Origin of the sequence: Vibrio chanodichtyis (genome assembly GCF_028863985.1) — a bacterium.
Classification (GTDB): domain Bacteria; phylum Pseudomonadota; class Gammaproteobacteria; order Enterobacterales; family Vibrionaceae; genus Vibrio; species Vibrio chanodichtyis.
Map to the genome: position 1 here is coordinate 1 of NZ_JARBFT010000018.1, position 25,863 is coordinate 25,863.

Consider the following 25,863-nt stretch of genomic DNA (forward strand, 5'->3'; position numbering starts at 1 on the left):
TTGGAGCGACACACGAGGTTCGAACTCGTGACCTCAACCTTGGCAAGGTTGCGCTCTACCAACTGAGCTAGTGTCGCATCAACAACGTTTTCCGTCGTTTAGGGCTGCGAATTATAAGAGCATTTTCTGGTGATGCAAGAGCTTCTTGAGAAAAAAACTCTTTTTTTTTTCAAGCGCCGAAAAAGCAGACAAAGCGTTGGAGTTTTATGCGCTTTGAGGAGCAAAAAACGCAGTTTTAAATCTGAAATACCGTTTTACGGTAAAACTTAAGCTCATCGATCGACTCACGAATATCATCTAAAGCCAAATGACTGCCAGTTTTACTGAACTGTTTGAGTAATTCAGGCTGCCAACGGCGAGTCAGTTCTTTAATCGTGCTGACATCGATATAACGGTAATGGAAATACGCTTCTAAATCCGGCATATGGCGATAAAGGAAGCGTCGATCTTGACCAATACTGTTGCCACAGATCGGTGATTTGCCTTCCGGCACCCACTGCTTGAGAAAATCGATGGTCAACACCACCGCTTGCTGTTCATTAACTTGGCTGTCTTTTACTCGCGCCACTAAACCGCTCGCGGTATGCGTGCTGGTGCACCACTCATCCATTTTGGCCAATTCTGCGTCTGGTTGATGAATCGCGATCACCGGGCCTTCCGCCAAGATATTTAACTCGCTATCGGTCACAATGGTCGCCATCTCAATGATTTTGTGGCTGTCAGGATCCAGCCCTGTCATTTCTAAATCAATCCAAATCAGATTCTGATCGCTAAAAGACATAATAGTGCGCCTATAGGGGTTTATTCACAAAAGAGGTACTATACCCAAATTCCGATCGACAGGATACGTATCACATTGAGATTTGATACCCCCTATCTAGCAGAGAGTAAGTAGAACACTGTGGCAAAAAAGAAAAAGCTCACTCAAGGCCAAGTCCGCCGAGTTAGAAGCAACCAACACAAAAAACTCAAGCAAGAAGAGTCTATCGTTTGGGATGAGACGCTACTCGGCAATGCTCAATCTGGGTTAGTGATCACCCGCTTTGGTCAACATGCGGATATTGAAGATCCTGCAACGGGTGCCATTCACCGCTGCAATTTACGACGTGGGATCGAAAGCTTAGTCTCTGGCGACAAAGTACTGTGGCGGCCAGGTGCAGAAACGCTAGCCGGAATTTCTGGTGTGGTTGAGGCGGTGGAAACGCGCAGCTCTGTGTTGGTACGCCCGGACTATTATGATGGACTCAAACCCGTCGCTGCGAATGTCGATCAGATGGTGATTGTCTCGTCGGTGTTGCCCGAACTCTCTTTGAATATTATCGATCGCTACTTAATTGCCGCCGAAACCTTAGGCATTGCGCCATTAATTGTGCTCAATAAAATCGATCTACTCAGCCCTGAGCTGCGTGCACAATATACCACTTGGCTTAATGATTACCGGGCCATTGGTTATAACGTACTGTACGTAAGTAAAGTCACCGGTGAAGGTATCACTGATCTTGAAGCGACACTGCGTGATCGCACCAATGTGTTTGTTGGTCAATCGGGGGTCGGCAAATCGAGTCTGGTCAATGCGCTGCTTCCGGAGCTAGAAGAGTATGTAGAAGAAGGCGCGATTTCTGCAACATCAGGTTTAGGGCAACATACTACAACCGCGGCTCGGCTTTACCATATCCCTAGTGGTGGTAATTTGATTGACTCACCAGGAGTGCGTGAATTTGGCCTATGGCACCTCGCCACCGAAGATGTCACCACCGCCTATGTCGAATTTCGGCCCTATTTAGGTGGCTGCAAATTCCGTGATTGTAAACATGGAGATGATCCAGGCTGCTTGTTACGTGCTGCGCTGACTAAAGGCGAAATCAGTGCACAACGTTTCGAAAACTATCACCGTATCGTACAGAGCATGACCGAAAATAAAGCCAATCGACAGTATTCGCGCAGTAAAAAAGCCGATCTGTAATGGCAAATTGTTAGTAAGTTTAGTGCACCTACTGACAGTCACGCGGATTTTCAGTAACATCTTGCGCCCATCACTCACGTATTGGAATGTAAACCATGGATAAGATAAAAGTTGGACTTCAATATTGGATCCCACAACATGGCCTGACCCGTTTGGTCGGTAAGCTGGCATCTGCGCGTGCAGGCCGCCTAACCACCGCCATCATCCGCTGGTTCATCAAACAGTATCACGTCAATATGGACGAGGCTTTACACTCTGATCCCACTTATTTTAAGACGTTTAATGACTTCTTTGTACGTGAGCTCAAAGCTGGCGCTCGCCCAATCGCAGAAGGCGAACAAGTGATCACGCATCCTGCCGATGCGCGTGTCAGCCAATTTGGCCCTATCGAAGAAGGTAAACTGATCCAAGCCAAAGGTCATACATTCTCCGCCCAAGAATTATTAGGCGGCGATGCAGAGCTGGCTGCTGAGTTTGAGGATGGGGATTTTGCGACTCTGTATCTATCACCGAGTGATTATCATCGAGTCCATATGCCATGTGATGGCACGTTACGTCAGATGATCTACGTGCCGGGCGATCTGTTTTCTGTCAATCCACTGACGGCAGAAAATGTACCCAATCTGTTCGCGCGCAACGAGCGTGTCGTGTGCATTTTTGATACGGCGTTTGGCCCAATGGCTCAAGTACTGGTCGGTGCGACCATTGTCGGCAGCATTGAACTGGTATGGGCAGGCACGGTCACCCCACCGCGTGGTAACAGCGTCTACCGTTGGGATTATCCAGCCGAGGGTAATCAAGCGGTGATCTTGACCAAAGGTCAAGAAATGGGTCGCTTTAAACTCGGTTCAACCGTGATCAACCTGTTTGCCAAACAAGCCATCCACTTTGATGAGAGTATGGCACATGGTGTGACGACTCGGATAGGTCAGCCTTACGCCGCACAAGCTTAATCTTATCTCTCCACCTTCCTGCCTCGATAGGAGGGTGGACTTTTGAAGTTCGCCACACATCTGCACTGTTGTCGACTGCAAAAGACAAAATTTTAACCCCCCTCTAAGACCGCTCAATGACCGTCGCGTACTCTAGGCATTCAACTTAAGTTAAGAGGAAATGCCAATGCCGCCACTGCAACGAGGTCTGCTCGTCAAACTGCTGATTTGTTTCTTACTGCCGCTTGGCGTATTGCTGATGCCGATTGATGCCATTCCAATCCAAGAATTAACCTTGGTGCAGCACCGTTTATTAGCCATTTTCCTACTTGCCGCCCTGCTGTGGGTGTTAGAGCCGGTTCCTGTTTTTGCCACTTCGATTCTGATCATTGCCCTAGAACTGATCATGATTTCCGATAAAGGGTTACATGGATTTCGCGCCGCCGATCCTGCCCATCCACTCGGTGAATTGCTGAAATACACCGACATTTTCAGCGCCTTTTCCTCACCGATCATCATTCTGTTCATGGGTGGATTCGCCTTAGCCATCGCGGCATCCAAATACGAATTGGACAACAACTTAGCGCGGGTACTGCTGAAACCGTTTGGCCACCAACCGAAATACATCATGCTCGGCTTAATGTTGATCACTTCTGTTTTCTCAATGTTTATGTCCAACACCGCCACCACGGTGATGATGTTGGCGCTACTTGGCCCGATCGTCGCCTCAGCACCGAAAGGTGATTTAGGCATCAAAGCTCTGGTATTGTGCATTCCGATCGCCGCCAATACCGGTGGTATTGCCACCCCGATTGGTACCCCGCCTAACGCGATTGCGCTGCAATATTTGACCGGTGAAAATAGCATTGATTTTCTATCTTGGATGATGATGGGTTTACCGTTTGTATTGGTACAACTGACCATTGCTTGGTTCCTGCTCCAAAAGCTATTCCCCTCTTCACAAGCCACTATGACGCTCAAGCTGAAAGGTGAATTTCAACGTGGCTGGCGTGCGATGCTGGTGTACTTCACCTTCGCCATCACCATCGTATTGTGGATGACCACCACCTGGCATGGCATGAACACTTATGTGGTGGCGATTATTCCACTGGCGATGTTTACTCTGACTGGCATTATGGGCAAAGAAGAGCTGAAACAGATCAACTGGGATGTTTTGTGGTTAGTGGCTGGTGGGATCGCTATTGGCATCGGCCTTGAACAAACCGGCCTTGCCCAAGCGTTAGCCCACGCGATCGACTACCAATCACTCTCTCCAATGCTGATTGTGATTGTGCTGTCTCTGGTCTGTTGGCTAATGGCCAATTTTATGTCGAATACCGCCACCGCCAACTTGATCATGCCGATCGCGGCCGCGATTGGCACTTCAATGAGCAGTCTTGAGCAAATTGGCGGCCTACAAGCGCTGTTAGTGGTCGTGGCTTTCTCCGCATCACTTGGGATGATTTTACCCGTGTCAACGCCCCCTAACTCGCTCGCCTATTCGACCGGTCTTATTGAAAGCAAAGATATGGCCAAAACCGGGCTGATCCTCGGTATCGTTGGACTGGGCATTGTCTATCTGGTGGCATTCATGCTCGGATAAGCATGACAGAGAACGCGGGTACGGAGACCTTGCTGCAACGCTTCACGCAGCAAGGTCATACTGTACCGCCAACGCTGAAATTCACTTTGTTTTACAGATCGCAAATGGCATATTGAGAGCCCAAAAACCGCTAAGGATAATGTCATGGGTTACGAATGGCTGACACTGGCTGCCGCCGCGCTTTGGGCTCTCACCAGTTTACTTTCTATCACTCCCGCCAAACATCTCGGTCCATTTGCTTATAGCCGTTGGCGGATGGGGTGCACCTCCATCATCCTGATTATCTTTGCCATCTTTTCCGGCGGTTGGCCGACAGTCACCCACGAAGCGATCCCAGCGATGATGCTATCAGGATTGATTGGGATTTTTATCGGCGATACCGCGCTGTTCGCTTGCCTTAATCGCATGGGGCCAAGACAATCTGGGCTGCTGTTTTCCTGTCATGCGGTATTTTCTGCACTACTGGGATATTTTCTGTTTAGCGAAAGCATGACAGGGCAAGAGTTGCTCGGTTCAAGCCTAGTATTTGCTGGGGTGCTACTGGCAATTTTCTTTGGTCGCCGTCAGCAAGCGGCCACCCATCTCGATAATGTTAATGGCCCTCTCTGGATTGGCATTAGCTTAGGGCTCATCGCCGCACTATGCCAAGCCCTTGGTGGGATCATTGCCAAACCGGTGATGCAAACCGCAATTGATCCAATCGCGGCCTCAGCAATACGCATGATCACCGCCTTTGCGGCGCACACAGTACTCTACCTCACTGGCGTGTCAATCGCTCGGCCGAGCCAACCTATCACCTTCTCAATTTTTCTTATCACCGCTCTCAATGGCTTGATGGCAATGGCAATCGGCATGACGTTGATCTTGTATGCCTTGCGTGAGGGTAACGTCGGCATGGTCGCGTTACTCTCTTCCACCACCCCCATAATGTTGCTACCACTACTGTGGTGGTACAGCAAACAGCGCCCAAACCGCTATGCTTGGTTAGGCGCCATCATTGCCGTAGCGGGCACTGGCTTATTGGTAACCTAGTGTCGATACTTAATGTCCATATTGATCAATAGGCTACATTTACTTGCAATGATAGAGAGAATCATTGATCTTAACGGGATGCAAAGCGCCTGAATTGTAGTAAAATTACGCTAATTTTATGTTTCAGTTATTTTGATTTTGACGAGGTTAGAACTATGTCAGCTAAGAAGCCAATGGCTCTGGTGATCCTAGACGGTTGGGGTTACCGCGAAGACAACGCAAATAATGCGATCAACAATGCGCGTACACCTGTGATGGATAGCCTAATGGCCAACAACCCTCACACTCTGATTTCAGCTTCAGGTATGGACGTAGGTCTGCCTGATGGTCAAATGGGTAACTCAGAAGTGGGTCACACCAACATCGGTGCTGGCCGTATTGTTTACCAAGACCTAACTCGCATCACCAAAGCGATCATGGATGGTGAATTCCAACAAAACGAAGTTCTGGTGGCTGCAATTGATAAAGCGATCGCGGCAGGTAAAGCCGTTCACCTGATGGGTTTGATGTCTCCAGGTGGCGTACACTCGCACGAAGATCACATCTATGCCGCCGTAGAAATGGCAGCAGCCCGCGGCGCAGAAAAGATTTATCTGCACTGCTTCCTTGATGGCCGTGACACGCCACCACGTAGCGCACAAGCATCACTGCAACGCTTCCAAGATCTATTTGCCAAACTAGGCAAAGGCCGTATTGCTTCTATCGTGGGCCGTTACTACGCAATGGACCGAGACAACAACTGGGATCGCGTGGAAAAAGCCTACGATCTGCTCACGCTGGCACAAGGTGAATTGACTTGTGACTCTGCGGTTGAAGCGCTACAAGCAGCATACGCTCGTGAAGAAAACGACGAATTCGTGAAAGCGACTGAAATTCGTGCGGCTGGCCAAGAATCCGCCGCGATGCAAGATGGCGATGCGCTGCTGTTTATGAACTACCGTGCTGACCGCGCGCGTCAAATCACGCGTACCTTTGTACCTGATTTCACTGGTTTTAACCGTAAATCTTACCCTGCGCTTAATTTTGTGATGCTGACTCAATACGCCGCAGACATTCCACTGAAGTGTGCGTTTGGCCCAGCCTCACTGGAAAATACTTACGGTGAATGGCTATCAAAAGCGGGTAAAACTCAGCTACGCATCTCTGAAACTGAGAAATATGCCCACGTGACCTTCTTCTTCAACGGTGGCGTAGAAAACGAATTCCCAGGCGAAGAGCGTCAATTGGTGGCTTCACCAAAAGTGGCGACCTATGATCTGCAACCAGAAATGAGCTCAAAAGAGCTGACTGACAAACTGGTCGCGGCGATCAAATCGGGTAAATACGATGCGATCATCTGTAACTATCCAAACGGCGACATGGTCGGCCATACTGGTGTGTATGATGCCGCGGTGAAAGCGTGTGAGGCGGTCGATGAGTGTATTGGCCGTGTGGTTGAAGCGATCAAAGAAGTGGATGGTCAACTGCTGATCACCGCTGACCACGGTAACGCGGAAATGATGATCGACCCAGAAACCGGCGGTGTACACACTGCGCATACCAGCTTGCCTGTCCCACTGATCTATGTGGGTAATCAAACGCTGAGCCTGAAAGACAACGGTAAGCTGTCAGATCTCGCGCCAACCATGTTGTCTCTGTTAGAGATGGACATTCCGGCCGATATGTCAGGCCAAGTGCTGTACCGCTAAGTACAGCAGATAGCAAAAATCCTCAACGCCCTGGATCTTCAGGGCGTTTTTGCATATTAAGCCGATAGAAATTACCCGCAGAATTGCAAACTTTTGACATCGCAGGCTCGCCTGATGCCTAGCTTTGGGTATACTGAGTCATCAATCTCAATCCACCAATGCCAGATCCCACTCCATGACACCAACTGCGCTGCCCGCGATTTTCCGTGACTTCCAAGCTCGCTGCTTGATCCGTCGAGCGCTCGCTTGTCTATTATTGATCGTCACACCATCTCTTACCGCCGCAACCAATCAGGAATTGTCTGGTGTCAAAAATGAAATTTCGCGCCAACAACAAGCACTCAGCCAGCAACAAAAATCACTGGATCAATTACAACAAACGTTGAAGCAGCAAGAGCTTGGCATTAACGGCATTGAACGGCAGATCAGTAAAACCAAAACCGATCTTGATAATACCAATCGCAATATTGCTCAGATCAACAGCAACATCCAAGCATTGCAAACTCAGCAACAGCAACAAGCCGAGCAACTTGAGCACCTATTGCAAACCTATTACCTCACTAAGCGATCACTCAGTAGTAGCCCGTTTTTTCATCGTAATGCGGATGAAGATCGTATCAGTCAGTACTATCAACACTTGGCAAAAAAACGCACCCAAGCCATCGCTGATCTCGAAAAAACCCAAGCCGAACTCAATGCCAGCCAGCAGCAAAGGCAACGTGATCGTGAACAAATCGAAAAATTGCTCGCGCAGCAAACCCAGCAAAGAGATCAGTTGGCCAAAACCCAAAATGAACGTAAGCAGACGGTGAAAAAAATCGAGAGCAGTATCTCTGGTGATAAGGTGTATCTGGCGGAGCTGCAGCGTAATGAAACCCGTTTAAAAGCCGAAATTGCCAAAGCCGCCAAACGTAATGCGGTGCTGATGAATGGGATCGCCAATCAGCGAGGCAAATTGCCGTGGCCAATTAAAGGCCGACCTTTGCATCATTTTGGTGAGCGACAAACCGGACAAATCGACTGGAAAGGCCTCGTGATCGAAGCAAACTATGGTCAAGAAGTCAAAGCCGTGTATCCCGGCACCATAGTGTTTGCCGAATATCTGCGTGGTTATGGTCTTGTTGTGCTGCTCGACCACGGTAAAGGTGACATGACGCTGTATGGGTTCAACCAAACTCTACTCAAAAAAGAGGGCGATAAAGTCATCGCGGGAGAAACCATTGCCCTGGCGGGTGATACCGGTGGCCAGTCTCGCGCGTCACTCTATTTTGAAATTCGCCGCAATAGCCGCGCTGAAAATCCGACTCAGTGGTTAGTGCGTTAACGCGCGTAATAGCGCGTGATCTGCCGTATAAACTCATCCAACTGTGCATGTGGCAACTGGTTAATACCGCCAGCCGATTCGCGGCCTCCCCCTGAGGCAAACTGCGCGCACAAGGCTCCCGCTCCTCGTTGATTACCCAATGGGGCTCGCAGCGATAGCGTGTAGTGCTGCTCATCGGCATCAATCACGATCAAATGTGCACGCTGCTCATCCTGATTAGCCAAATAATTGGCCAAAGTACCACCGACTCGCTGCGCTGCAGCACAATCCGGTAACACCACCACTGTTAAATTTGGACTCTGTGCATAAATCGGCTGAGCCAGCGCAAACGCCAAATCTTGCTGATAGGCGCTGCGTAATTGATAGAAAGGCGAGTTGAGATCGGCCAATACCGCCCATGGCGTCTGGTAAGAGAGCAAGGTTTGATATAGCCTATCTGGTGCAAAATGCAGCTCAGACACCCTACGTCCATAGCCATTATAGTTAATCAACGTTCCTAACTCACAGAGCGCTGCAGTTTGCTCGGTATCCAATCCCACTTGCTCGGCCAAAGCCTGCGCAACTCGGTGCAAATTATCACCAAACGCCGCGGCAATTGCCCACTCTCGAAAACGTCCCGCCAGTAGACGATCGATGATCAGCGCGGTACAAACATTGGCATCGGTATCTATATGCGCTTGCAGGGCAGAATGGGTAGGAATATCACCGGGCTGATGATGGTCGGCATAAAACACACTCGCCCCAGCTTGCAATGCACGCTGCACACCACGCTGATTTTTGGCCATGGAGAGATCCAATACCACCAGCGCATCACCTTGGGTAACATCAAGCCGATCCAGTAAAGCAATATCACGCTTCACCCCGGTCACCAATCGAGTTGATTTAGGATTGGCTAAACGCCACTGCACCAGTGACAAAATGCCATCGGCATCGCCATTAAACACATCGTAATCCATGCTCTTCGCCTCTTCGCACAATCGCTAAGACGTTAGCAAGTGAGCGGGATTTTGCCCAAGACAGATTGGTTATAACTCATGCTCAAGCATGCATGGCGCGCACGCCATCCTCGAGCCATTGCAGTTGCTCACGTCCAGCTTTCGTCGCGCAAGGCTTGACCACGGAGATCATCTGCAACATACCTTGATGGATCACCTGTTCGGTGATTTGAGTTTTGTGTGACATCGCGGCTTGATAGCTAAGCCAACTTGAGGCAATCAAATGCAAAGTACGCACTAATTTAGGCATCTCCTCTTCGCTTAATTGCAACAACTGCAAATTCACGAAATGGCGCACAATATCAATTAAATTGGTCTGTAACTGCTCTTGCACCTGAATATACTCGTCGTGCAACTTTTCATCACGCTGCAAAATTTCCGGCAAATTAGCGTAAAAAAAACGGTATTTCCACATCAAGGTAAAAATGGAATCTAAATATCGTTTCAGTAGGGCGAGGCTCTCATATTGCCCTTGGTCAGGGGTAAAACGCTCAAGTAACTCGGTGGCGTAGAGCGCAAAAATATCACGCACTATCTCCTGCTTATTACGAAAGTGGTAATACAGATTGCCAGGGCTGATCTCCATATGAGCGGCAATGTGGTTAGTGGTGATATTGCGCTCACCAAGCTGATTAAACAGCTCAAGCGCAGCATGCACGATGCGAACCTTGGTTTTGATCATCATGGGGGTCATCTATCGATTAAGATACGCCAAGTATAAAGCATACTGGCGCAAAATGAGCACAGCGCCTGCTATGCAGACGCTGTGCTGGATTATGCTTGATGATAAGGTTTGGAAAGCTCATGTACCGCTTCGACAAACACACCCGCGTTCTCAGGTGGCACATCAAGATGAATACCGTGTCCCAAATTAAACACATGTCCGGTAGCGCCATGACCGAAACCAGCCAAAATACTCGCCACTTCTTCACGAATTCGTGGTGCTGGAGCATACAAAATCGAAGGATCCATATTGCCTTGCAAAGCGACTTTATCACCCACTCGAGCTTTGGCATCGGCAATATTGATGGTCCAATCGAGACCGACCGCATCACAGCCGGTTGCCGCGATCTGCTCAAGCCACATGCCACCATTTTTGGTAAACAGGGTCACCGGCACACGTCGGCCTTCATTTTCACGGATTAAGCCATCGACAATTTTGTGCATATACTGCAAGGAGAATAGCTGGTAGTCGCGTGGGGTTAATACTCCGCCCCAAGTATCAAACACCATCACCGCTTGGGCTCCGGCTTTGATTTGTGCATTGAGATAATCAATCACGCTATCGGCCAATTTGTCTAATAACGTATGCAGCAGCGCAGGTGAGCTGTACATCATGTTTTTGATTTTAGTGAACGCTTTTGAGCTGCCGCCTTCCACCATATAAGTGGCCAAGGTCCAAGGACTGCCGGAAAAACCAATCAGTGGCACGGCACCTTGCAAATCTTTACGAATTTGGCGTACCGCATTCATCACATACTGCAATTCGCCTTCCGGATCGGGAATGCCAATTTTATCGACATCCGCTTTACAGGTGATCGGACGCTCAAACACTGGGCCTTCACCGGCGGCAAAACGCAGCCCAAGCCCCATCGCATCTGGAATGGTCAAAATATCGGAGAACAAAATCGCTGCATCAAGCGGAAAGCGGCGTAGCGGCTGTAATGTGACTTCAGAAGCCAACTCAGCATTTTTACACAGCGCCATAAAATCTCCCGCTTGAGCGCGAGTAGCACGGTATTCAGGAAGATAACGACCCGCTTGGCGCATCATCCATACAGGGGTGTAATCGACTGGCTGCTTGAGCAGCGCACGCAGATAGCGATCGTTTTTTAATTCTGTCATGCTGATTTCCACTTATTTGGCTTCTTAAGTTTGACGGCTATTCTAACACCATTTACGACAAAAGCGGTTGGCTTTGCAAGCGAGATCAAGTTATTAACGTTTAAATGGATGCTTAAATTGCGTCCAACGCGTAACAGTGTTAAAAATTTGTTCGCTAGCGAAAACTATAACCATAAACTGGGTCGACGACCCAACATCTCATAACGACATCTTACTTACCCCCTCCTTCACCGGAGGGTTTTTTTTATCCTTTTTTATCTTTTTTAATCCTTATTGGTGGCGGTTATCTCGTGACGAATATCCGCTAGCGTTTGCTCAATCAAAGCACGAGCAATGGTGCCTGATGGTGCAACCGGTGGTAGCTTATCAAGTTCAAACCAATTGGCATCACTCAATTCACTGTAGTCTGGCTTGAGTTCTCCACGGTGATAATCAGCTAAAAAAGCCATCATCATACTGGATGGAAAAGCCCACGGCTGACTGCCAAAGTAGCGAATATTGGTTACTTCAATTCCGGTTTCTTCCAAAACTTCGCGTGCTACACACTGCTCAAGGGTTTCACCGACCTCAACAAATCCTGCTATCACTGTATACATGCCATTGCGATGACGTGGATGCTGGGCCAGTAAGATCTGCTGCGATTTACGCACTGCGACAATAATGCATGGAAAAATACGAGGATAATGCAAGGTTCGGCAATCATGGCACTGCATTGCCAACTCTTGATGATTAAGATAATTTCGGCCACCACACTGTGGGCAGAAGCGTAAGGTTTGACTCATGTGACCATATTGCACCGCTTTGCTCGCCGCTAGGAATAGGGCTTGATCCACACTTAGCAATTCTCGCAGTGAACTCAGAGGATGATCTTGCTCAACATCCGCGGCGTTCAACCAATAGACTGGGGAGTTTTGGTAGTGATCAACTAAGATCGCATGGCGGGATGGCAACTGCCATTGCTGTGTAGTACCGTAAGGAATTTGCCCATCCACCAACCAAATGTCGCTGCCTGAGACAACGCACCAATAAGCGTTCTTGCCGTCACTCTTTTCCACTCTGCTTCTCCTGATTACTTGCAGTCCAATCATTTTACTGGCAATCTAAATTCTCACCACAATTTATCAACATAAGAATTATTGTCGAGCGTTGTTGTGAAGGGAGTTGAGATATCTAATTGATATTACTGGAAAATGAAAGATCGCCATTAACGATCCGATCATGAGGACACGATCATGCTAAATAAATTTAAACACGTCCAAGATCAATGGGGTGGTTCGAGCGATATCATTGATCATTGGTTGGATAACCGACAGCATGTCATCGTGGAATATTGTAAACTGGCGGCCTTACAACCTTGTTCGACCAAAACCACCATCTCAGAACTTCCCTCGCCGCAGGCACTGCTCTATTTTTGCCAAGAGTTAGTAGATTACATTTCTGAAGGCCATTTCAAAATTTACCACATGGTAATGAACCAATGGCAAGCGACGGGCTTTAAAGCCACCGACGAGATCAATCAACTGTATCGGGAAATCATTGCTACCACTGAGCCGCTGCTCAACTTTAATGATCAATACGCCACCGTAACCGAATATGATGAATTGCTCGAATTGGATCGTGATCTATCGAAAGTCGGCGAAGTGCTCGAAGTGCGCTTTTCATTAGAAGATCGTTTAATCCAGTTAATCGTAGATAGCCTCGCCCTACCACCCGGAGCGTAAACGCCCAGCAAAGATCCACATCTCCATATTAAAATAGTTCTCCAGCGTATAAAAAAAGGCACCCGAAGGTGCCTTTTTGCATGGTTTGATGACTTACTCGTCGTCAGAAGAGAAACCTGCATTGAGCAGTGCAGCGAGGTTATCTGAGGCTTGTTCAGCCGATGGACCTTGCTGTTGTTGTGCACGTTTAGCTTGACGATCTTGGTGGTAGGCAAAACCAGTACCCGCCGGGATCAGACGACCCACGATCACGTTCTCTTTCAGGCCGCGCAGATCGTCACGCTTACCAGATACCGCCGCTTCGGTTAGAACGCGAGTGGTTTCTTGGAACGATGCTGCCGAGATGAAGGATTCCGTCGCCAGAGATGCTTTGGTAATACCCAGCAGCTCACGCTCGAAACGAGCTGGCTCTTTGCCTTCTTCTTCCAGTTTACGGTTCGCGATCTTCACTTGTGAGTACTCAAGTGTCTCGCCAGGCAAGAACTCTGAGTCACCCGCGAAGGTGATCGTACACTTACGCAGCATTTGACGAACGATAGTCTCGATGTGCTTATCGTTAATCTTAACGCCTTGTAGACGGTAAACTTCCTGAACTTCGTTAGCGATGTAAGTGGTCACTGCATGGATACCACGCAGACGCAGAATGTCATGTGGCGACTCTGGGCCGTCCGCAATCACATCACCACGCTCGATACGCTCACCTTCAAACACGTTCAACTGACGATGTTTCGGGATCATATCTTCGTAAGTATCACCGCTGTCACGTGTAATGATCAGACGACGCTTGCCTTTGGTCTCTTTACCGAACGATACGGTACCTGAGTGCTCGGCCAAAATCGCAGGCTCTTTTGGCTTACGCGCTTCAAACAGATCCGCAACGCGTGGTAGACCACCGGTGATGTCTTTGTTACCGCCAGATTTCTGAGGAATACGAGCAAGAGTATCACCCACATTCACTTCAGCACCGTCGTCCAAGTTCACAATCGCTTTACCTGGCAGGAAGTATTGAGCTGGCATATCTGTACCTGGGATCAGGACATCTTTACCATTCGCATCAATCAGCTTAATCGCTGGACGCATATCTTTACCTGCGGCTGGACGCGCTGCGGCTTCAGTCACTTCACTTGAAGACAGACCGGTCAAATCGTCGGTTTGACGAGAAACGGTAACACCATCGATCATATCCACAAACTGTACGCGACCAGCCACTTCAGTGATGATTGGCATGGTGTGCGCTTCCCAGTTCGCGACGGTTTCGCCCGCGGCAACGGCATCGCTATCGGCTTTGCTCAACATTGAGCCGTATGGCAGTTTGTGTTTCTCTTTGGTACGACCAAATTCGTCAATGATGGTCAGCTCAGAAGCACGCGAGGTGATCACCAGCTTGCCATCTTTGTTGATTACGAACTTCGCGTTATGCAGTTTCACCGAACCGTTGTTCTTGGCTTGGATGCTGTTTTCTGCTGCTGCCGTTGATGCCGCACCACCGATGTGGAACGTTCGCATCGTCAGCTGTGTACCTGGTTCACCGATAGACTGTGCGGCAATAACACCAACCGCTTCACCTTGGTTAACCAAGTGACCACGTGCTAGGTCACGACCGTAACACAGTGCACAACAACCGAAGTCAGATTCACAAGTTACCACTGAACGCACTTTGATTTGGTCAACTGAGTTATCGTTGATCACCTTACACCACTTCTCATCGAGCAGCGTATTACGAGAGATCAGAACTTCCTCAGTACCTGGCTTGAGGATATCTTCCGATACCACACGACCCAGTGCCAATTCGGTCAGTGCTACTTTCACGTCACCACCTTCGATGTGTGGTGTCATCACCACGCCTTCTACAGTGCCACAATCGTGTTCAGTAACCACTACGTCTTGCGCTACGTCTACCAGACGACGAGTCAGGTAACCGGAGTTCGCTGTTTTTAGTGCCGTATCCGCCAGACCCTTACGAGCACCGTGCGTTGAGATAAAGTACTGAAGAACGTTTAGACCTTCTTTAAAGTTTGCGGTGATTGGCGTTTCGATGATCGAACCATCTGGACGCGCCATCAGACCACGCATACCCGCCAACTGACGGATCTGAGCGGCCGAACCACGAGCGCCTGAGTCAGCCATCATATAGATGCTGTTGAACGACTCTTGCTTCTCTTGTTCACCTTGACGGTTAGTCACCTGCTCAGAAGAGAGGTTTTCCATCATCGCTTTCGCTACGCGATCGTTGGTTGAAGCCCAAATATCGATCACTTTGTTGTAGCGTTCGCCAGCGGTAACCAGACCTGACTGGAACTGCTCTTGAATTTCGCGAACTTCTTCTTCCGCTTCTGCAATTTCGGTGTACTTAGCCGCTGGAACCACCATGTCGTCGATACCAACCGATACACCAGACAGTGCCGCGTAAGCGAAACCGGTGTACATGATTTGGTCCGCGAAGACTACGGTGTCTTTCAGACCCAGCTTACGGTACGCTTCATTGAGCAGGTTAGAAATTTGCTTCTTACCCAGCTTCTGGTTAACCAAGCTGTATGGCAGACCTTTCGGTACGATTTGCCACAACATGGCACGGCCTACGGTCGTGTCAATCATCTTGGTTTCTGTGGTCGAGCTACCGTTTTCATGCTTGATGGTTTCGGTAATACGCACTTTAACGCGAGCGTGTAGCTCAGCCGTTTTGGTGCGGTATGCCTTTTCAGCCTCAGCCGGGCCAGTCAGGTACATACCTTCGCCTTTCGCATTGATCTTTTCACGGGTCATGTAGTACAGACCCAGTACCACGTCTTGCGATGGTACGATGATTGGATCACCTGACGCAGGCGACAGAATGTTGTTGGTTGACATCATCAGGGTACGTGCTTCCAACTGCGCTTCTAGCGTCAGAGGAACGTGTACCGCCATTTGGTCACCATCGAAGTCCGCGTTATATGCCGCACACACCAATGGGTGCAGTTGGATCGCTTTACCTTCGATCAGAACCGGTTCAAACGCTTGGATACCCAAACGGTGCAGTGTTGGTGCACGGTTCAGTAGCACTGGGTGTTCACGGATCACTTCATCTAAGATATCCCACACCACCGCTTCTTCGCGCTCAACCATTTTCTTGGCTGCTTTGATCGTCGTCGCTAGGCCACGCGTTTCCAGCTTGCTGTAGATGAATGGTTTGAATAGCTCAAGCGCCATTTTCTTCGGCAGACCACACTGATGCAGACGCAAGTATGGACCTACGGTGATAACCGAACGACCTGAGTAGTCAACACGTTTACCCAGCAAGTTCTGACGGAAACGACCTTGCTTACCTTTGATCATGTCAGCCAGAGACTTCAGAGGACGCTTGTTTGAACCGGTGATCGCACGACCACGACGGCCGTTATCCAGCAACGCATCCACAGACTCTTGCAGCATACGTTTTTCGTTACGTACGATGATGTCAGGGGCTGCCAGCTCAAGCAGACGCTTCAAACGGTTGTTACGGTTGATCACGCGACGGTACAGATCGTTCAGATCTGACGTAGCGAAACGACCGCCATCCAGTGGCACCAGTGGACGTAGATCTGGCGGCAGCACTGGCAGCACAGTCAGGATCATCCATTCTGGTTTATTGCCAGAGGCAAGGAACGCTTCTACCAATTTCAGACGCTTAGTCAGCTTCTTACGCTTGGTTTCTGAGTTAGTGGTGTCCAGCTCTTCACGCATCTGCTCCGTTTCGGTTTGCAGATCCATCGATGCCAGCAGATCTTTGATCGCTTCCGCACCCATTTTCGCAGTGAACTCATCACCCCACTCTTCCAAGCGGTCGAGATACTCTTCTTCCGTCAGCATTTGACCACGTTCAAGGTCAGTCATGCCTGGCTCAGTCACTACGTACATTTCGAAGTACAGTACACGTTCGATGTCACGCAGAGGCATGTCCATCAGCAAACCGATACGAGATGGTAGAGACTTCAGGAACCAGATGTGTGCTACTGGAGAAGCCAGCTCGATGTGGCCCATACGGTCACGACGAACTTTAGTTTGGGTGACTTCAACGCCACATTTCTCACAGATCACACCACGGTGTTTCAGGCGCTTATATTTGCCACAAAGACATTCGTAGTCTTTTACTGGGCCAAAAATACGCGCACAGAACAGACCATCGCGCTCAGGTTTGAACGTACGATAGTTGATGGTTTCAGGTTTTTTCACTTCACCAAAAGACCATGAGCGGATCATGTCCGGTGAAGCCAGACCGATTTTGATTGCATCAAATTCTTCGGTCTTATGCTGTGCTTTTAGAAAGTTTAATAAGTCTTTCACATTCAGCTCCTGTAAGGAGTTAAAAGGGACTCGCTGCACTTAGCTGCGAGCACCTTCCTACCGAAAACCACTAGGCTTCCCCTTGCGGGGAAACCTGAGGGTTTATTATTCGTCTTCTAGCTCGATGTTGATACCTAGCGAGCGGATCTCTTTCAACAGTACGTTGAATGATTCTGGCATACCAGGTTCCATCGCGTGATTGCCATCTACGATGTTCTTATACATCTTAGTACGGCCGTTCACGTCGTCCGATTTCACGGTCAACATCTCTTGCAGAGTATACGCAGCACCGTATGCTTCGAGTGCCCACACTTCCATCTCACCGAAGCGCTGACCACCGAACTGAGCTTTACCACCCAGAGGTTGCTGAGTAACCAGACTGTAAGAGCCTGTAGAACGAGCGTGCATCTTATCGTCAACCAAGTGGTTCAGTTTGAGCATGTACATGTAACCAACGGTAACTGGACGCTCAAACGCATCACCCGTACGGCCATCAAACAGAGTCAACTGACCAGAAGCTGGCAGATCCGCCAGTTCCAACATCGCCTTGATCGACGCTTCAGGAGCACCATCGAATACTGGAGTGGCAACTGGTAGACCTGCACGCAGGTTTTGAGCCAGTGTACGCACATCTTCATCGCTCAGTGTCGCAATATCCACGCGTTGACGAGTATCGCCCAGATCATACACCTTCTGCAGGAACTCACGCAGCTTAGCCAGCTCTTGTTGTTCCTTGATCATTTGGTTGATCTTGTCACCGATACCTTTCGCCGCCAGACCTAAGTGAACTTCTAGGATCTGACCGATGTTCATCCGCGATGGTACGCCCAGTGGGTTCAGTACGATGTCAACCGGCTGACCGTTTTCATCGTATGGCATGTCTTCAACAGGGTTGATCTTCGAGATAACACCCTTGTTACCGTGACGACCCGCCATCTTATCACCCGGCTGGATGCGACGTTTCACTGCGAGGTAAACTTTAACAATCTTCAGTACGCCAGGAGCCAGATCATCACCTTGGGTGATCTTACGACGCTTAGTTTCAAACTTCTTATCGAAGTCTGCTTTCAATTCGTCGTACTGTTCTGCCAGTTGCTCTAGTTGGTTTTGCAGCTCTTCATTTTCAAGTGTCTGCTCTAACCATTTCTTACGTTCGATTGAACCCAGTTTCGCTTCGGTGTAACCACCCGCCAACAGCACTGAACGCACACGCGCCAGCAGACCACCTTCCAGAATTTGGAACTCTTCTGTCAGATCTTTCTTGGCTTCTTTCAGCTGCATCTGTTCGATTTCAAGCGCACGTTTGTCTTTTTCTACGCCATCGCGAGTAAAGACTTGTACGTCGATAACCGTACCCGCTACTGAGTTTGGTACCCGCAGAGAAGTATCTTTTACATCAGACGCTTTCTCACCGAAGATCGCACGCAGCAGTTTCTCTTCTGGAGTCAGTTGTGTTTCACCTTTTGGTGTCACTTTACCAACCAGAATATCGCCGCCTTTCACTTCAGCACCAATGTACACGATGCCTGATTCGTCGAGTTTAGACAGTGCAGCTTCACCCACATTCGGGATATCAGCCGTGATCTCTTCTGAACCGAGCTTAGTATCACGCGCCACACAAGACAGCTCTTGAATGTGGATCGTGGTAAAGCGGTCATCTTGTACTACACGCTCAGAGACTAAGATTGAGTCTTCGAAGTTGTAACCATTCCAAGGCATAAATGCGATACGCATGTTTTGGCCAAGAGCCAATTCGCCAAGGTCAGTCGAAGGACCATCTGCCAGTACATCGCCGCGCGCCACAGGTTCACCCGGCATCACGCATGGACGCTGGTTGATACAAGTGTTTTGGTTCGAACGCGTGTACTTAGTCAGATTGTAGATATCGATACCCGCTTCACCGGAGATCAACTCTTCTTCGTTCACTTTCACTACGATGCGTGAAGCGTCAACCGACTGGATAATACCGCCACGTTTGGCAACTGCGGTTACACCAGAGTCAACCGCTACGTTACGCTCAATACCGGTACCAACCAGTGGTTTCTCGGAACGCAGAGTTGGCACCGCCTGACGTTGCATGTTCGCACCCATCAAGGCACGGTTAGCATCGTCGTGTTCTAGGAACGGGATCAGCGATGCTGCGATCGATACGACTTGGTTGGTCGCAACGTCCATGTAGTCAACGTGTTCACGAGGGTGAAGACCTGACTCGCCTTTTTGACGTGCAGTAACCAGCTCATCAGCAAAACCGCCTTCTTCCGCGAGCTTAGCGTTCGCCTGAGCGATAACGAATTGACCTTCTTCAATCGCAGAAAGGTAATCCACTTCGTCAGTCACGATACCATTCACCACACGGCGGTAAGGTGTTTCTAGGAAACCATACTCATTACAACGAGCAAACGCTGACAGTGAGTTAATCAAACCGATGTTTGGACCTTCCGGAGTTTCGATAGGACACAGACGACCGTAGTGCGTTACGTGTACGTCACGAACTTCGAAGCCAGCACGCTCACGAGTCAGACCGCCAGGGCCCAAAGCAGAAATACGACGCTTGTGCGTCACTTCTGACAACGGGTTGTTCTGGTCCATAAACTGAGATAGCTGAGAAGAACCAAAGAATTCTTTTACAGCAGCAGAAATCGGTTTCGCATTGATCAGATCTTGTGGCATCACATTGTCAAGATCACCTAAGCTTAGGCGTTCTTTCACAGCGCGTTCAACACGTACCAGACCCACACGGAATTGGTTTTCTGCCATTTCGCCAACACTACGGATACGACGGTTGCCAAGGTGGTCGATATCGTCCACTTCGCCTTTACCGTTACGGATCGAGATCAGTTTCTTCATCACTTCGATGATGTCGATCTCATCCAGCGTACCTTGCTCACCGGCATCATCACGACCGATAGAGCTGTTGAACTTCATACGGCCAACAGTTGATAAATCGTAACGTTCAGCAGAGAAGAATAGACTATCAAATAGTCCTTCAGCGGCTTCTTTAGTTGGCGGCTCGCCAGGGCGCATCATGCGGTAGATTTCTACCAGAGCAGAGATGCGATCTGTGGTGCCATCAACGCGCAGGGTTTCTGACATGAACGGACCGTGGTCCAGATCATTGGTAAACAGAACCTCTAGCTTCTTGTAGCCGGCTTGAGACAGATTCGCCAATGCTTCCAGGCTGATTTCCTGGTTAGCGGCAATGATCAGTTCGCCTGTTGCTTCGTTTACGTAATCTTTCGCAGACACTTTGCCTACGATGTACTCAACCGGAACTTCAATGAAGTTCACGCCATCTTTTTCAAGTTGACGGATGTGACGTGCAGTCACACGACGGCCTTTCTCTACGTAAACTTTACCATCCGCTTCGATATCGAATGTTGCTGTTTCACCACGTAGACGCTCTGGAACCAACTCCATCATTAGAGTTTGATCTTTCACTTCGAAATTCACTTTTTCGAAGAAGATGTCCAGAATTTCAGCGCCAGTTTTACCTAGTGCACGCAAAATGATTGAAGCAGGTAGCTTACGACGACGGTCAATACGTACGTACAGGTTGTCTTTTGGATCGAACTCAAAATCAAGCCATGAACCACGGTACGGAATGATCCGTGCGTTATACAGAACTTTACCTGAAGAGTGGGTCTTACCCTTATCGCTGTCGAAGAACACGCCTGGGCTTCGGTGCAGCTGGGATACGATAACCCGCTCGGTACCATTAATTACGAAGGTACCATTATCTGTCATGAGCGGAATTTCACCCATGTAGACTTCTTGTTCTTTAATATCTTTGACAGTACCTGCTGGCGCGTCTTTATCAAAGATCACTAGGCGCAGTTTTACGCGTAGCGGTTTTGAATAAGTTACACCACGGATTTGACATTCTTTAACGTCAAAAACTGGCTCACCAAGACGGTAGCTAACGTATTGCAGCTCTGAATTGCCGTTATAGCTCTGAATTGGAAATACAGAACGGAAAGCGGCTTCAAGACCGTATTGTCCTTCAGGATCCTGTTCGATGAACTTTTCGAACGAATCGAGCTGGATCGATAGCAGGTATGGAATGTCCAACACTTGTGGACGAGTACCAAAGTCCTTACGGATGCGCTTTTTCTCGGTATAAGAGTAAACCATGGGGTTCCTCAGCTCGCTGATAAGTGACCCAAACTGTCCGCCTTTCAGGTTAAAAAGGGGTAGGACAGTGACTAATCGCTGTTTACTGTAGTGAGAGTTCAATGCATGGAATGAACTCATTTGCATGAATATGGAACGCTTAAACAGCGGGAAAATTCGCCCATACCCTACAGCGCAAAAAGGCCGGTGGTCATTAAACCACCAGCCATTAGCCTTGCGGCTAAGAAATTAAGTAGGAATTACTTAACTTCAACAGTTGCACCAGCTTCTTCAAGCTCTTTCTTCAGTGCTTCTGCTTCGTCTTTAGATACCGCTTCTTTAACAGCAGCTGGAGCGCCATCTACTAGAGCTTTAGCTTCTTTCAGACCTAGACCAGTTGCGCCACGTACTGCTTTGATAACAGCAACTTTGTTCGCGCCTGCAGCAGCCAGAATTACGTTGAATTCAGTTTGCTCTTCAACAGCAGCAGCTGCTGGACCAGATACAACTGCAGCAGCAGCAGTAACACCGAACTTCTCTTCCATAGCAGAGATCAGTTCAACAACTTGCATTACAGACATTTCTGCAATAGCGTCTAGGATTTGCTCGTTAGTAATAGACATAACAATTCTCTTTTAAGTCAACAATAAGTTTATTTAGCAACCAGTAGAAGGCAAAAGCGGTTAGGCTTATGCAGCTTCTTTTTGATCGCGGACAGCAGCGATAGTACGAACCAGCTTGCCAGCAGAAGCTTCTTTCATGCACATCATCAGGCGTGCAATTGCTTCGTCGTAAGTTGGTAGTGTCGCTAATACTTCAGGGTCAGTCAGTGCGCCTTCATATGCAGCTGCTTTGATCTCGAATGCTTTGTTCTCTTTTGCGAATTCTTTAAAAAGACGCGCTGCAGCACCTGGGTGCTCATTAGAGAAACCGATCAAAGTAGGACCTACGAATACGTCTTTTAGACATTCGTAAGCTGTGCCTTCTACTGCGCGACGTGCTAGTGTGTTACGAACAACTTTCAGGTAAACGCCCGCTTCACGAGCTTGTTTACGCAGATTAGTCATCGCAGCAACTTGAACACCACGAGAGTCAGCAACAACTGCAGAAAGTGCACCACTGGCCGCTTCGTTGACTTCAGCAACAATTGCTTTTTTGTCTTGAAGATTTAAAGCCATCTTGGATTAACTCCTGGTTGTCGTTACACCGCTCACTATTATCAGCAACAGTGAGAGTTTTTTTGGTGCAGTCCCAGAAGAAAGGTAACTTAAAAAGTAAATCTTTCTGTCAGTTCGGGCACCATCTACGTAGGTTTTATTAAGTTATCCGAAGATAACGCCTACGGTCTTGGACGGAGACTGAGTGATTACCACAAGGGTAAAGGTTCAGCCCCAACCACAAATATTAGGCGCAAAATTATACACAAATTTTGCGCCTAAGCAAATGCATTAAACTTGTGCGCTCAGAGTATTCTGATCGACAGCAACGCCAGCACCCATAGTTGTAGAGATGCTTACCTTCTTCACGAAAACGCCTTTCGCAGAAGATGGTTTTGCTTTTTTCAGAGCAACCAACAGAGCTTCTAAGTTCTCTTTCAGTTGTTCTGCTTCGAACGTTACCTTACCAATTGTAGTATGGATGATACCGTTCTTGTCGTTACGGTAACGAACCTGACCTGCTTTAGCATTCTTAACTGCTTCAGCAACGTTAGGAGTTACAGTACCAACTTTCGGGTTTGGCATCAGACCACGTGGGCCTAGGATAGTACCTAGTTGACCAACTACGCGCATTGCATCTGGAGAAGCAATAACTACGTCGAAGTTCATTTCGCCTTTTTTCACTTGGTCAGCCAGATCTTCCATACCAACCAGTTCCGCACCTGCAGCTTTAGCTGCTTCAGCGTTAGCACCTTGAGTGAATACCGCTACGCGGATGTCACGGCCAGTACCGTGTGGCAGCACAGTTGCGCCACGAACGTTTTGGTCAGATTTACGAGCGTCGATACCTAGGTTAACAGCAACGTCAACTGATTCAACGAATTTCGCTGTTGCCAGCTCTTTCAGCAGTGCAACTGCTTCGTTGATGTCGTACTCTTTAGTTACATCCACTTTTGCGCGGATAGTACGCATACGCTTAGTTAGTTTCGCCATTGTATTAACCCTCTACCACTAGGCCCATTGAACGAGCAGTTCCTGCGATAGAACGCTTCATCGCTTCGATATCAGCACCAGTCATATCAGCAGCTTTAGTTGCTGCGATTTCTTGGATTTGAGCGTCAGTGATTGTGCCCACTTTAGCAGTGTTAGGACGCGCTGAACCAGACTTGATGCCAGCCGCTTTCTTCAGAAGAACTGCTGCTGGTGGAGTCTTAGTTTCGAACGTGAAAGAACGGTCACTGTACACAGTAATAACAACTGGTGTTGGTAGACCTTTCTCCATAGATTCTGTACGTGCGTTGAACGCTTTACAGAATTCCATGATGTTAACACCGCGTTGACCTAGAGCAGGACCAACTGGTGGACTTGGGTTTGCCATGCCAGCTGCAACTTGCAGCTTCACATAAGCTTCAACTTTCTTAGCCATGATATTTCCTAGATTATGGGTGCAAACGCTAACCGATTGGTCAGCTCCCCGAGTTTCATAAAAAACCTATAAAAAGGCGCGAAATTATAGTCATAATCCACGCCTCAAACAAGTCTAAATCGATGCTTTTTTAATCAAGCTTTTCAACTTGACCAAATTCGAGTTCAACCGGTGTTGCACGACCAAAGATCGATACCGATACTTTCAAGCGGCTCTTCTCGTAATCCACTTCTTCAACGGTACCGTTGAAGTCAGCAAATGGACCATCATTAACACGTACCACTTCACCAGCTTCGAACATCGTTTTCGGACGCGGCGCTTCGCTGGCTTTTTCAAGACGGTTTAGGATCGCATCCGCTTCCTTATCGGTGATCGGTGCTGGACGATCTGATGTACCACCAATGAATCCCATAACACGAGGTACGCTACGCACCAAGTGCCAAGATTCATCATTCATGATCATCTGTACGAGCACATAACCTGGGAAGAATTTACGCTCGCTTTTGCGGCGTTGGCCTGCGCGCATTTCAACCACTTCTTCTGTTGGTACTAATACTTCACCAAACAACTCTTCCATACCGTGCATTTTGATATGTTCACGAAGTGACTGAGCAACACGTCCTTCAAATCCAGAGAAGGCTTGAACTACATACCAGCGTTTTTTCGGAGCTTCACTCATGTATTAAACCCTCTACTATACTCCGGTCACAAAGGCGACGAGACGAACCATAATGCCGTCAATACCCCAAAGTGCCAGAGCCATTACAATACTTACTGCTAAAACGATCAACGTGGTTTGCATAGTTTCTTGGCGCGTAGGCCAAACTACTTTGCGAACTTCCATGCGAGACTCGCGAGCAAACACGATCGCTTGTTTGCCTTTTGTTGTTGTCGCAGCCACACCGAGTGCAGCGGCAATCAACACAATTACACCTGCGGCACGAGCGACCACAGAAAATTCACCATACAGGTAATTACCCACAACAGCGGCAACCAGCAGAATAAAAGTGATTACCCACTTCAGACTATCTGCTGCATTTGAGCTATCAGGAGCTTCAGCGTTGTTTGCTTTCATAAACCAACCTGTCACAAATCTGACTTCTAGACGACAACAACCCCGCTGTTGCAGGGCAAATCCATTCGGTCAACGCAATGCGCTGATTCCATACTTAAGTGTGACGAAAAACGCCTCACTCCAAAACTTTGACTGCATCTGATCAAGAAATCGACACTTTATTGTGCAGCGCAGAAAAAGGGCATCAAATGATGCCCTTTTTAATAGTGCTTAGTCAAATAATTAAGCGATGATCTTCGCTACAACACCAGCACCTACTGTACGACCGCCTTCACGGATCGCAAAGCGTAGACCTTCGTCCATCGCGATTGGTGCAATCAGGTCAACTACCATTTGGATGTTGTCGCCTGGCATTACCATTTCTACGCCTTCTGGTAGCTCGATGCTGCCTGTTACGTCAGTTGTACGGAAGTAGAACTGTGGACGGTAACCTTTGAAGAATGGAGTATGACGACCACCTTCATCTTTTGACAGTACGTATACTTCTGACTCGAACTTAGTGTGTGGAGTGATTGAACCTGGTTTCGCCAGTACTTGTCCACGCTCTACGTCATCACGCTTAGTACCACGTAGCAGGGCACCAACGTTCTCACCTGCACGACCTTCGTCAAGCAGCTTACGGAACATTTCTACACCAGTACAGGTAGTCGTTACTGTGTCTTTGATACCTACGATCGCAACTTCGTCACCCAC

General features: G+C 48.5%; 21 protein-coding genes and 1 tRNA gene. 7 read left to right on the plus strand and 15 right to left on the minus strand.

The features are described 5' to 3' along the window. Position 1: 1 nt before the first annotated feature. Positions 2 to 77, minus strand: a tRNA-Gly gene (locus tag PUN32_RS12985). A 158-nt stretch (positions 78 to 235) separates the two neighbouring features. Further along, positions 236 to 781, minus strand: coding sequence for an oligoribonuclease (gene orn / locus PUN32_RS12990; protein WP_274723594.1), 546 nt, complete (start codon positions 779 to 781; stop codon positions 236 to 238). 120 nt (positions 782 to 901) lie between these two features. On the opposite strand from orn, the gene rsgA reads away from it, so the two are divergent. The 6 genes from rsgA to PUN32_RS13020 all read left to right on the plus strand — a co-directional run bounded on the left by rsgA (position 902) and on the right by PUN32_RS13020 (position 8,542). Further along, on the plus strand, positions 902 to 1,963 hold the full coding sequence (gene rsgA, locus PUN32_RS12995; RefSeq protein WP_274723595.1) for a small ribosomal subunit biogenesis GTPase RsgA: 1,062 nt from the start codon (positions 902 to 904) through the stop codon (positions 1,961 to 1,963). Positions 1,964 to 2,058: 95 nt separating this feature from the next. Next, a complete protein-coding gene (gene asd / locus PUN32_RS13000; RefSeq protein WP_274723596.1) occupies positions 2,059 to 2,916 on the plus strand; it encodes an archaetidylserine decarboxylase in 858 nt (285 codons plus the stop codon). Positions 2,917 to 3,082: 166 nt separating this feature from the next. Next, positions 3,083 to 4,498: an SLC13 family permease gene (locus PUN32_RS13005; protein ID WP_274723597.1), complete on the plus strand. Its 1,416-nt coding sequence runs from the start codon at positions 3,083 to 3,085 to the stop codon at positions 4,496 to 4,498. A 144-nt stretch (positions 4,499 to 4,642) separates the two neighbouring features. Further along, entirely contained in the window at positions 4,643 to 5,530 is an 888-nt protein-coding gene (locus PUN32_RS13010) for a DMT family transporter (RefSeq protein ID WP_274723598.1), read from the plus strand. A gap of 155 nt (positions 5,531 to 5,685) precedes the next feature. Continuing rightward, positions 5,686 to 7,218, plus strand: coding sequence for a 2,3-bisphosphoglycerate-independent phosphoglycerate mutase (gpmM, locus tag PUN32_RS13015; RefSeq protein WP_274723599.1), 1,533 nt, complete (start codon positions 5,686 to 5,688; stop codon positions 7,216 to 7,218). Between the two features lie 175 nt (positions 7,219 to 7,393). After that, complete coding sequence (locus tag PUN32_RS13020; RefSeq protein WP_274723600.1) at positions 7,394 to 8,542, plus strand: murein hydrolase activator EnvC family protein; 1,149 nt, start codon at positions 7,394 to 7,396, stop codon at positions 8,540 to 8,542. Here the strand turns inward: PUN32_RS13020 and PUN32_RS13025 are convergent. The 4 genes from PUN32_RS13025 to nudC all read right to left on the minus strand — a co-directional run bounded on the left by PUN32_RS13025 (position 8,539) and on the right by nudC (position 12,437). Continuing rightward, positions 8,539 to 9,498 carry a DHH family phosphoesterase gene (locus tag PUN32_RS13025; protein ID WP_274723601.1) on the minus strand — a complete coding sequence of 320 codons (960 nt, stop codon included), beginning with the start codon at positions 9,496 to 9,498 and terminating at the stop codon, positions 8,539 to 8,541. The two genes, PUN32_RS13020 and PUN32_RS13025, sit on opposite strands and share 4 nt — an antisense overlap. Positions 9,499 to 9,580: 82 nt before the next feature. Next, on the minus strand, positions 9,581 to 10,216 hold the full coding sequence (locus tag PUN32_RS13030; RefSeq protein WP_274723613.1) for a TetR/AcrR family transcriptional regulator: 636 nt from the start codon (positions 10,214 to 10,216) through the stop codon (positions 9,581 to 9,583). A 95-nt stretch (positions 10,217 to 10,311) separates the two neighbouring features. Continuing rightward, the gene (gene hemE / locus PUN32_RS13035; RefSeq protein ID WP_274723602.1) at positions 10,312 to 11,382 is read right to left on the minus strand and encodes a uroporphyrinogen decarboxylase; all 1,071 of its coding nucleotides are present in this window, start codon (positions 11,380 to 11,382) and stop codon (positions 10,312 to 10,314) included. Between the two features lie 263 nt (positions 11,383 to 11,645). Next, positions 11,646 to 12,437, minus strand: a complete 792-nt coding sequence (nudC, locus tag PUN32_RS13040; protein ID WP_274723603.1) for an NAD(+) diphosphatase — start codon at positions 12,435 to 12,437, stop codon at positions 11,646 to 11,648. 177 nt (positions 12,438 to 12,614) lie between these two features. On the opposite strand from nudC, the gene rsd reads away from it, so the two are divergent. After that, positions 12,615 to 13,103, plus strand: a complete 489-nt coding sequence (rsd, locus tag PUN32_RS13045) for a sigma D regulator (RefSeq protein ID WP_274723604.1) — start codon at positions 12,615 to 12,617, stop codon at positions 13,101 to 13,103. A 93-nt stretch (positions 13,104 to 13,196) separates the two neighbouring features. Here rsd and rpoC read toward each other — a convergent pair whose 3' ends face one another. From rpoC to PUN32_RS13090, 9 genes are all read right to left on the minus strand, one after another. Then, positions 13,197 to 17,402 carry a DNA-directed RNA polymerase subunit beta' gene (gene rpoC / locus PUN32_RS13050; RefSeq protein ID WP_274723605.1) on the minus strand — a complete coding sequence of 1,402 codons (4,206 nt, stop codon included), beginning with the start codon at positions 17,400 to 17,402 and terminating at the stop codon, positions 13,197 to 13,199. Between the two features lie 105 nt (positions 17,403 to 17,507). Then, a complete protein-coding gene (gene rpoB, locus PUN32_RS13055) occupies positions 17,508 to 21,533 on the minus strand; it encodes a DNA-directed RNA polymerase subunit beta (RefSeq protein ID WP_274723606.1) in 4,026 nt (1,341 codons plus the stop codon). A 239-nt stretch (positions 21,534 to 21,772) separates the two neighbouring features. Further along, complete coding sequence (gene rplL / locus PUN32_RS13060; protein WP_274723607.1) at positions 21,773 to 22,135, minus strand: 50S ribosomal protein L7/L12; 363 nt, start codon at positions 22,133 to 22,135, stop codon at positions 21,773 to 21,775. 66 nt (positions 22,136 to 22,201) lie between these two features. Further along, complete coding sequence (rplJ, locus tag PUN32_RS13065; RefSeq protein ID WP_274723608.1) at positions 22,202 to 22,690, minus strand: 50S ribosomal protein L10; 489 nt, start codon at positions 22,688 to 22,690, stop codon at positions 22,202 to 22,204. Between the two features lie 270 nt (positions 22,691 to 22,960). Beyond that, a complete protein-coding gene (gene rplA, locus PUN32_RS13070; RefSeq protein WP_166013821.1) occupies positions 22,961 to 23,662 on the minus strand; it encodes a 50S ribosomal protein L1 in 702 nt (233 codons plus the stop codon). Between the two features lie 4 nt (positions 23,663 to 23,666). Beyond that, positions 23,667 to 24,095 (minus strand): 50S ribosomal protein L11, encoded by a 429-nt coding sequence (rplK, locus tag PUN32_RS13075; protein ID WP_274723609.1) that lies wholly within the window; start codon positions 24,093 to 24,095, stop codon positions 23,667 to 23,669. Positions 24,096 to 24,225: 130 nt separating this feature from the next. Beyond that, complete coding sequence (gene nusG, locus PUN32_RS13080) at positions 24,226 to 24,774, minus strand: transcription termination/antitermination protein NusG (RefSeq protein ID WP_001287510.1); 549 nt, start codon at positions 24,772 to 24,774, stop codon at positions 24,226 to 24,228. 15 nt (positions 24,775 to 24,789) lie between these two features. Next, positions 24,790 to 25,170 (minus strand): preprotein translocase subunit SecE, encoded by a 381-nt coding sequence (secE, locus tag PUN32_RS13085; RefSeq protein WP_274723611.1) that lies wholly within the window; start codon positions 25,168 to 25,170, stop codon positions 24,790 to 24,792. A gap of 222 nt (positions 25,171 to 25,392) precedes the next feature. Continuing rightward, the coding region (locus PUN32_RS13090; protein WP_274723612.1) for an EF-Tu C-terminal domain-related protein at positions 25,393 to 25,863 on the minus strand (471 nt) is incomplete at its 5' end.